Consider the following 5,834-nt stretch of genomic DNA (forward strand, 5'->3'; position numbering starts at 1 on the left):
AAAAAAATGGGTTTATTTTTTGGTTTTCTTGTAATAGTCGTATCCAAGCAATGTACCAAGCAATATCAATGCAACCCATGGGAAGAACATCTTGTTTTCAGGTGCATATGGAGGTATACCTAGTAGGAATTGTACTCTACCAATGAACATGGACATTCTTGTTAGTACTGTGTATCCGTATGCTGAGCCGAAGCCTATCATCATGGCATATCTAGCAAACTTATTAATAGGCTTCCAGAAAGCGGCTTCCTGCTTTAAGGTGAAAGTGAAGTATAGTAAGACGCAGATCACAATGGCGGCTGTAACTAGATTGTTGAATGCAGTCCAAGGATCCACACCGATGAAGGTCAATCCAGCTGTGGCGCTAACCTGCCTAATAAGCTGAGCAAAGACTATGGTTCTCAAAGCTAATCCAATACCAGTACCAACGACAATGGCCAATGCAATTCTGTAAAGCCAGAAGAATCTCTTGGAGAATCTGAAGTACCATAATACACTTACGAGTAATGCAAATATAAAGGCAATTGTACCACTGGTGGTTGTTGACCATGTTCCCTCCCACTGACTCCTCAGCCAATCCAAGGAGTATGCAACATCATATCCGGTGGCTGTTCCTATGAAGACATATTCAGCTAACCTAGACCATGGATTCTCCTTGTATAGGAATGTGTAAACTGCAAGTGTGAAGAATACTCCACAGAATGCTGCAAATAGTGTGGTTATGTCTGTCATTTAACCCCCCTCCTCTTCTTAGCAAAATATCCAATGTTGCCTATGACCACGAATATTAGGAAGACCATATGAGTTGTCGATAATGCATCAGCTGAAGCTACTGCTAGACCCTTCCTACCTATTAGAAGTTCGTACTCCGCACCAGCCCTCAACCCTGGAAGCATACCCTTAACTTGTCCTGATTGAACATATGGAGTGACACCTGGAGCGGTAACCCCTATACATGCAACTAGCATTGGAACATTATATGTACCCCACTGCCTAACCCACTCATCAACACCAGGTGTACCAGTCTCTATACTTATAAGTAGTTGAACATCATTAGCAGACCTCAAATTCTGCATAATTGGATATTCACTAACGGGGCGCTTATACAGATAATCTGTGGGGAAAACTTTCCAGAAATCTTGCCCCAATGCACGCATAGCAACTTCACCTCCAGGAGCCCATCCTAGAAATATCCAATCCACACCGTACTTCTTACCATAAGTAACCTCTGGGTTCAATTCGTCGATGATCATTTTAGCGACAAGGGGTCCCTGATTCCATATGGCTATAATAGCGAACTTTATAGGTCTACTGAACAAGTGATGCATGGTTGCCACGGCAATGGGGTAAAGCTCTCCAAGAGATCCCAAACCGAAGTCAAAGGATAAGACTACCATGGAGCCTGGGGGCAAATTCTGTATGGTTCTATAGTATGCTTCGGTGTTAGGACTTATACTCACAGGCAACCCTATTGGGGAAATCATTGGAGTTAAAACGACTATCCATATGAGTAGGTATAGTATTCTGGAATCAATGTTTTCAAGCTTCTCCCAAATACTAATACTACCAGACATTTTATGTCCCCCCACCCCTCAAATAGCCCCTCTCATAACCAGTTAAAGTTCTAATACCCAGAACTATGGCTCCGAGGGCAGCCCCAATTATGATTGATCTCTGAACAGCCATATTGGGAACGTTGAAAAGCCAATCACCAAGACTTGCAACTTGAGGTACTAGGAATGTTCCCAGAGGGGCATTCCTAAACACCAGTATTGATCCGGCAATCAATAGTAATGCGGCTTCAAGGGATCTAGCCTTAAAAGCTCTATAAGCAGCTGAAGCTATGAAGAATGCTAACATAGCATATAGGCTACTATCCAATGGTGTTAAGACGTTGTTTGTTAGGAAATTGAATATATCGTTATTCATCCCGAGACCCCACTCCCAAATTGGCAAACCAACTATCATCATCACGAACATTAAGATTAATAGGATTAAACTATACTCCCAATATTGGCGTCTTTTAACGACTCTCGGGGCATGAACTAAGATTATGGAGATTGCACCCACAAACAGAGCCCCGGTAGCTACAACCATCTCCCAATTCACAGCATTATCCATGAAGCTCTCCACATCTGGACCCAAAGTGAAGAAGTATGGGATTATCTGTATCAATGCACATATAACTGTTACTGCTATTGGAATTTCAACACGTTTATACCATGCCAACCCAAACACCCCCCTACATCTTCAATATATCAACAATAAATTTGGAGCCACCAAGCCCAAGCAATATCCCCACAATTATCAACACCAAAGATATTATTTTGCCTATGTCTTGTGCTACTATGCTTCCAATCATTGCTGGATCTTTGCTTAGGTATGCCCCTGCAGCATAGATTTCTTCACCTATCAAGGTATAATCCGTGGCGACCACGAAGAATGGAATCTGATGAGTATTAGCAGTACCAGCAACTTGCATAGCACCAACCTTATAACCAGTCTCCGCAAGCTGTAGAGACTCAGCCCAATATGCACCAATCATAACGTTTGCACCAGCCCTCTCCCTCTGCATCAAACTCATATAGCCAAGCGAATAGCTAAACTGCCACGTGGACAAGTATGGTATATCATCCAACTTAAACTGCTCAAGCTTACCCTCCATCCTATAAGCATTCTCAACAATCTCCCTAGCAATGGGGTAGACTGTTAAGCTGACAACTGGAACTATAACTCTAGTACCATACTTAGCGCATAAACGTGCAACATAACTTAATACTGAGAGCCCTGCAATGGTCTGCGGACCATAAGTTGAATCATGAATATCTGCAAGACCCTGAGAGCAGAATACCGGTCTACCCATCTCAGTAGCCCTACCCACAGCCTCATCAATAGCATCCAAACCTGAAACTCTACGGATGCTAGGTATCCTCCCCCTCTTACCCCTCTCAATAAAGTATATAGTTGCAATGGTGATTATCAATAGAATCACTAGACCACTAGCCCTACCAGATTGTACAAAAGACATAGAATTCATCTCCAGAAACTTTCCAATAATAACCTTAAGAAGTGAAAATATATATACCTTTCCTCCTTTCTAAAATAAAGTAACTAACATTTTTAGGAAAAGTGAAAAATATAGTTTGCCATGCAATTTCAAAATCGAAAATACTTTAATTAGGTTATTTATATTAGTTAAGATTGTTTACTTTACGTTGAAGTTGAATTTGTGGAGGTTTACAATAACTTCGAAGGTGTATGTGGAAAGCTTTTTGAGATTTTCCCTGTATTTGAAGTATTTTATTGCAATGTCTGGGAAGAGGGCGTATGTGATGTAGTCTTCATCCTTCTCCACAAGTTCCTTTGGGAGTTCAGAAACTATTTTATTGTAGGCTGGCTCCAATATTTCTGCTGGTCTAACTGTTATTGGCTTTTCATCCCCCAAAGCCAGTTTAATTAGCTCTGGATTTATTTCTCCTGGAGGCTTCCCGTAGAGTCCTTTAACATAGTCTCTCACCTCCCTTATTATTGTTGAGTATGGTTTCCCTGAAAGTACATTCACCACCGCCTGTGCCCCAACTATTTGTGATAATGGTGTTACAAGTGGTGGGTAGCCTAAATCTCTCCTAACCCTTGGAACTTCCATTAAAACTTCATCCAGTCTATCTTCAGCACCTTGCATTCTCAATTGCTCCAATAGGTTGCTGAGCATTCCACCTGGAATTTGATGTTCAAGTACACTTGCATCCACTGGAGGGTTTTTCAATGCATAATCATATTCAGAGTACCTCTTCCTCTTCTCCCAGAAGTATTTTGAAGCTTTTAGAGCTAATTTCAAATTTATCTTCTTAATCTCGTATGGCGTCCCCTCCAATGATGAAACTATTGATTCCAGTGGTGGGTGTGATGTATGCATGGACATTGATGATAGGGCGCAATCCACATAATCCGCACCTGCTTCAATAGCTTTAATTATAGTTATTGGAGCGAAGCCTGCTGTGGTATGTGAATGAACATCAACCCGCATGCCAACTTCACTCTTAATCCTCTTAACAAGCTCATATGCCACATATGGCTTCAATATTCCAGACATATCTTTAATGCATATGGAATCCACTTCCATGGACGCTATCTCTCTAGCTAATGATAGGTAGTAGTTTAATGTATGTATTGGGCTTACAGTATACACCATACACAGCTGGATTTCAGCTCCAACCCTCCTAGCAGCATCAACTGTCACTTTAACATTTCTCAAATCATTCAATGCATCGAAAATCCTGAATATATCAATACCATTATCAAATGCCTTCTCCACAAATTTCACGCATATATCATCTGGATAATGTCTATATCCAACAAGGTTCTGCCCCCTCAATAGCATTTGAAGCTTAGTCTTCCTAACCCTCTCCCTAATGAGTTTAAGTCTAACCCATGGATCTTCATTCAAATACCTTAATGGGACATCGAAGGTTGCTCCACCCCAAACCTCCATGGAGTAGAATCCTATATCATCCATCACATCCAATATTGGGAGCATATCCTCAGTTCTAAATCTAGTGGCTAATAGAGATTGATGAGCATCCCTCAAAGTGACATCTACAATTTCAACCATAACCTCACCCCCTCAACCTTATTGCCATTAAGGGTGCCCCAACCTTAACGTCGCCCCCCTCAAATGTTAGAATTCTCTCCACAACACCATCCACAGGGGATTTCACCTCAACCTCCATCTTCATAGATTCAATCTTCAATAGAGTTTCACCCCTAACAACCTTAGCACCCTCAGAAACGAGTAGTTTGATTATCCTACCTCCAACACTGGATTTAACTATGAATAAATCCTTAGGGGTTTCCTCAACCACCCTAGAAGACTCATAACCAATAACATTCAACTCCACTTCAAATCCATGAAACTTTGCAACATAACCTTTATCTGAAAATTTAAACCTCATAACGTCACCATTCAAGGAAACATCCCTAAACACATACTCTTCAAAACCAGAGCTCAACTTAACTTCATCAACACCCCTCAAACCAGCATTTGAAAGGTATCTATGTAAAGCTAAAACTGCAGCCACAAACCCCCTAGCATTAGAAGACATAATTATTCACATAACCTTTAAAGATGAATAAACTGATATAATTTTTGAAAGGTGCATATGCGAAGTGACGATGAGGGGGGAATTGGAAGTTCAAATAATGGGTGAAGAGGGGCTGATGATAGATTTTGGAAGCAAATTGAGTAGAGAAGTTAATATCATGGTTAAGATTGTTAGCGAGAAGCTGGAGGAGTTAAGAAGCCTTGGCATCAAGGAAGTTATACCAGCATACACAACCATACTGGCAATACTGGATCCACTGAAGGCTGATAGGGATAAGCTAATAGATGAGGTAAGGAGGATAGTGAGAAGCATAAAACCTGAGGATTTGAAGGAAGAGGTTAATAGGGTTATTGAAGTTCCAACAGTATACGATCCGCAATATGGATTAGATCTTGAAGACATATCCAAGTTGACGAAGCTAAGCATAGAGGAGATAATTAATTTACATTCAAGTCAGATTTATAGGGTTTACATGGTTGGATTCATACCTGGATTCCCATATATGGGGGAAGTCCCTGAGAAGATAGCAGTCCCAAGACTTGAAAATCCAAGGATAAAGGTTCCAGCAGGATCTGTGGGGATAGCTGGGGTGCAAACTGGAATATACCCATTTGAAAGCCCTGGGGGATGGAGAATTATAGGTAGAACCCCCCTGAGACTATTTAATCCCAATAAGGATCCCCCAACACTATTCAAGATTGGGGATTACGTTAAATTCAAACCGATAAGTAG

Annotated in this window: 7 protein-coding genes; 1 reads left to right on the plus strand and 6 read right to left on the minus strand. The window is 41.1% G+C overall.

What is annotated here, in order from left to right:
• Positions 1-12: 12 nt before the first annotated feature.
• The 6 genes from MRT15_RS08945 to MRT15_RS08970 form a co-directional block, all read right to left on the minus strand.
• Positions 13-732: a hypothetical protein gene (locus MRT15_RS08945; protein ID WP_304329742.1), complete on the minus strand. Its 720-nt coding sequence runs from the start codon at positions 730-732 to the stop codon at positions 13-15.
• The gene (locus MRT15_RS08950; protein ID WP_304329743.1) at positions 729-1,574 is read right to left on the minus strand and encodes a hypothetical protein; all 846 of its coding nucleotides are present in this window, start codon (positions 1,572-1,574) and stop codon (positions 729-731) included. Before MRT15_RS08950 ends, MRT15_RS08945 begins: the two co-directional genes overlap by 4 nt.
• A gap of 1 nt (position 1,575) precedes the next feature.
• Positions 1,576-2,229 carry a hypothetical protein gene (locus MRT15_RS08955; RefSeq protein WP_304329744.1) on the minus strand — a complete coding sequence of 218 codons (654 nt, stop codon included), beginning with the start codon at positions 2,227-2,229 and terminating at the stop codon, positions 1,576-1,578.
• Between the two features lie 13 nt (positions 2,230-2,242).
• Positions 2,243-3,028: a DUF6754 domain-containing protein gene (locus MRT15_RS08960; protein WP_304329745.1), complete on the minus strand. Its 786-nt coding sequence runs from the start codon at positions 3,026-3,028 to the stop codon at positions 2,243-2,245.
• A 177-nt stretch (positions 3,029-3,205) separates the two neighbouring features.
• Complete coding sequence (locus MRT15_RS08965) at positions 3,206-4,612, minus strand: pyruvate carboxylase subunit B (protein ID WP_304329746.1); 1,407 nt, start codon at positions 4,610-4,612, stop codon at positions 3,206-3,208.
• Between the two features lie 4 nt (positions 4,613-4,616).
• Positions 4,617-5,102 carry a biotin/lipoyl-containing protein gene (locus MRT15_RS08970; protein ID WP_304329747.1) on the minus strand — a complete coding sequence of 162 codons (486 nt, stop codon included), beginning with the start codon at positions 5,100-5,102 and terminating at the stop codon, positions 4,617-4,619.
• 70 nt (positions 5,103-5,172) lie between these two features.
• Here MRT15_RS08970 and pxpB point away from each other — a divergent pair.
• Positions 5,173-5,834, plus strand: a 662-nt coding sequence (pxpB, locus tag MRT15_RS08975) for a 5-oxoprolinase subunit PxpB (protein WP_304329748.1), incomplete at its 3' end; no start/stop codon positions are given.

The organism is Candidatus Culexarchaeum yellowstonense (assembly GCF_024707025.1).
Classification (GTDB): domain Archaea; phylum Thermoproteota; class Methanomethylicia; order Culexarchaeales; family Culexarchaeaceae; genus Culexarchaeum.